This window comes from Sphaerotilus sp. (genome assembly GCF_041083715.1).
In the GTDB taxonomy this organism is placed as follows: Bacteria; Pseudomonadota; Gammaproteobacteria; order Burkholderiales; family Burkholderiaceae_C; genus Sphaerotilus.
In genome coordinates this window covers 1-2766 of record NZ_JBFPGY010000202.1, presented here as the reverse complement: position 1 = coordinate 2766, position 2766 = coordinate 1, and the positions used below count along the sequence as shown (strand labels likewise).

The following is a 2766-nucleotide window of genomic DNA, read 5'->3' as shown; positions in this document are numbered from 1 at the left end:
CGTCGTGGAACTTCACATTGGGCCTCAGCTTGAAGCGCCAGGTCAGCGGCCCGGTCTGCTGCCACTCGGTGGCGAGCTGCGGAACGATGCCCAGCTGCTTGTCGCGCCCGACCAGCGTCTCGTAGACTTGGGCGTTCATCTGGTTGGTCAGCGACTCGTTCTGCGCGTGCGGATCCATGGTCTGGGGATCGCCCTGGGTCGCCCAGCGCAGTGTCTGGGCCGAGGCAGACAGGCCAAGCGCAGCCGTGAGCACGGCTGCAGCGACAGTGGACAACAGCGAACGGACAGGGGACATGGGACAGGCTCCAGCAAACATCGATGGAGGCAGTGTAGGCGGATCGCACGTGCATGGTTCTCGCCTGACCCGGCTTGACTGGCATCAAGACGAACCGGGTGAATCCGGGCACAGTCGCGGCATGAACACCACCGTGATCTCCGTCGAGCCGCTCTTGTGCGAATGGACGCTGCCCATTGATGGCATGACCTGCGCCTCGTGCGTGACACGGGTCGAGAAGGCGCTGAAGAAAGTGCCGGGCGTGGTCGAGGCGGAGGTCAATCTCGCCATCGAGCAGGCCCACGTCGTCACCCGCACCGACACCGCCACCCGCGCAGCACTGCAGGAGGCCGTGCGCCGCACCGGATTCAGCGTGCCCGACGAGGTCGCGGCGGGTGCGCCGCCGCCCGTGGTCGTCGAGCCGTGGCTGAGCGAGGGCCGGCGCGTGGCGATCGCGGCGCTGCTGTCGGCACCGCTGGTGTTGCCGATGCTGGCTGAGGTGTTGGACATGCACTGGATGCTGCCGGGCTGGCTGCAATGGGCCCTCGCCACGCCCGTGCAGTTCTGGCTCGGGGCGCGCTTCTACCGCGCTGGCTGGGCCGCGCTGCGCAGCGGCAGCGGCAACATGGACCTGCTGGTCGCGCTGGGCACGAGCGCGGCTTATGCGCTGTCGGTCTGGCTGCTGCTGGGCGACACCTCGGGCATGCCCCACCTGTATTTCGAGAGCGCAGCCGTGGTCGTCACGCTGGTGATGCTGGGCAAGTGGCTGGAATCGCGCGCCAAGCACCGCACGGTGGACGCCATCCGCGCGCTGCAAGCGCTGACGCCCGAATCAGCCCATGTGATCGGCCCGGACGGCACCGAAGCGGACCGTCCGCTCGCGCGGCTGCGTGTCGGTGACCGGGTCGTGGTCCGGCCTGGTGAACGCATTCCAGTCGACGGCGAGGTGCTCGAAGGAGCCAGCCATGTCGATGAGTCGCTGCTGACCGGCGAGAGCCTGCCGGTGGCGCGCGAACCCGGTCAGCGCGTGACCGGTGGCGCCGTCAACGGCGAAGGCCGGTTGGTCGTGCGCACGCTGGCCATCGGCGCCGAAACCACGCTGTCGCGCATCGTGCGGCTGGTCGAATCGGCACAGGCGAAGAAGGCGCCGATCCAGCGGCTGGTTGACCAGGTGAGCGCGGTGTTCGTGCCGGCAGTGGTGCTGATCGCCGTCGTCACCCTGCTGGGCTGGGGCCTGACGGGCGGCGACTGGACGGTGGCCGTGCTGCGGGCCGTGGCGGTGCTGGTGATCGCCTGTCCGTGTGCGCTGGGGCTGGCCACGCCGGCGGCCATCATGGTCGGCACCGGCGCGGCCGCGCGCCACGGCATTCTCATCAAGGACGCACAGGCGCTCGAACTCGCCCACGCCGTGCGCATCGTCGCCTTCGACAAGACCGGCACGCTCACGGCCGGCAAGCCGGCGCTGGTCGGCCATGCCGCTGCACCGGGCCAGTCGGACGACGACGTGCTCGCCTGGTCGGCCGCGCTGCAATCAGGCAGCGAGCATCCCCTCGCCCGCGCCGTCGTCGTGGCCGCAGCAGGCCGGACCCTCTCGCCAGCCGAGCAGATGTCGGCGCAGGCTGGCCGCGGCGTGATGGGCGTGGTGCAGGGCCGTGCGCTGCGGCTGGGCAGCCGACGCTGGATGGATGAGCTGAACGTGCCGGTCACGCCACTGCAGAGCAAGGCCGACCACTGGCAATCGCAAGGCCAGACACTCGCGTGGCTGGCGCAGGTTCCCGCCGATGGCGCCCCAGGGGTGCCCACGCTGCTCGGACTGCTGGCCTTCGGCGACACCATCAAGCCTGGTGCACGCGAAGCGATCGACCAGTTGCACGCGCTGGGCGTGCGCACGCTGCTGGTCAGCGGCGACAACCGCGATGCGGCGGGCACCGTGGGCCGGGAACTCGGCATCGATGAAGTGCGGGCCGAAGTGCTGCCTGGGGACAAGGCAGGGGTGATCGCGGCGCTGCGCGTGGACGGTACCCGGGTGGCGATGGTCGGCGACGGCCTGAACGACGCTCCGGCGCTGGCCGCAGCCGATGTCGGCATGGCCATCACGCACAGCGACGGCACGGGCACGGACGTGGCGATGCATGCGGCCGGCATCACGCTGATGCGTGGTGACCCGCGCGCGGTGGCCGAGGCGATCGACATCTCGCGCCGCACCACGGCCAAGATCCGCCAGAACCTGTTCTGGGCGTTTGCCTACAACGTGGTGGGCATTCCGCTGGCAGCGTTCGGACTGCTGAGCCCGATGGTGGCCGGCGCCGCCATGGCGGCCAGCAGTGTCAGCGTGATCAGCAATGCCTTGCTGCTGGCGCGGTGGTCACCGCGCCGGCGGTGACCTTCCGGGCAGTGCCGTTCAGCGGAACTTGGCGTTCGGAACGACCTGCAGGTCGCTCGGCAGCGAGCCGATGTAGTCGGCCAGCGACTTCAGTTCGACGTTGGAGAAC

1 protein-coding gene and 1 pseudogene are annotated in these 2766 nt (G+C 69.7%); one reads left to right on the top strand and one right to left on the bottom strand.

The genetic code is table 11. From position 1 onward, the window contains the following. Positions 1 to 295 (bottom strand): annotated as a pseudogene (locus tag AB3X43_RS09030) (ABC transporter substrate-binding protein); the annotation flags it as partial. 121 nt (positions 296 to 416) lie between these two features. On the opposite strand from AB3X43_RS09030, the gene AB3X43_RS09025 reads away from it, so the two are divergent. Then, positions 417 to 2657: a heavy metal translocating P-type ATPase gene (locus AB3X43_RS09025; protein ID WP_369429512.1), complete on the top strand. Its 2241-nt coding sequence runs from the start codon at positions 417 to 419 to the stop codon at positions 2655 to 2657. The last annotated feature ends 109 nt before the right edge of the window (positions 2658 to 2766 follow it).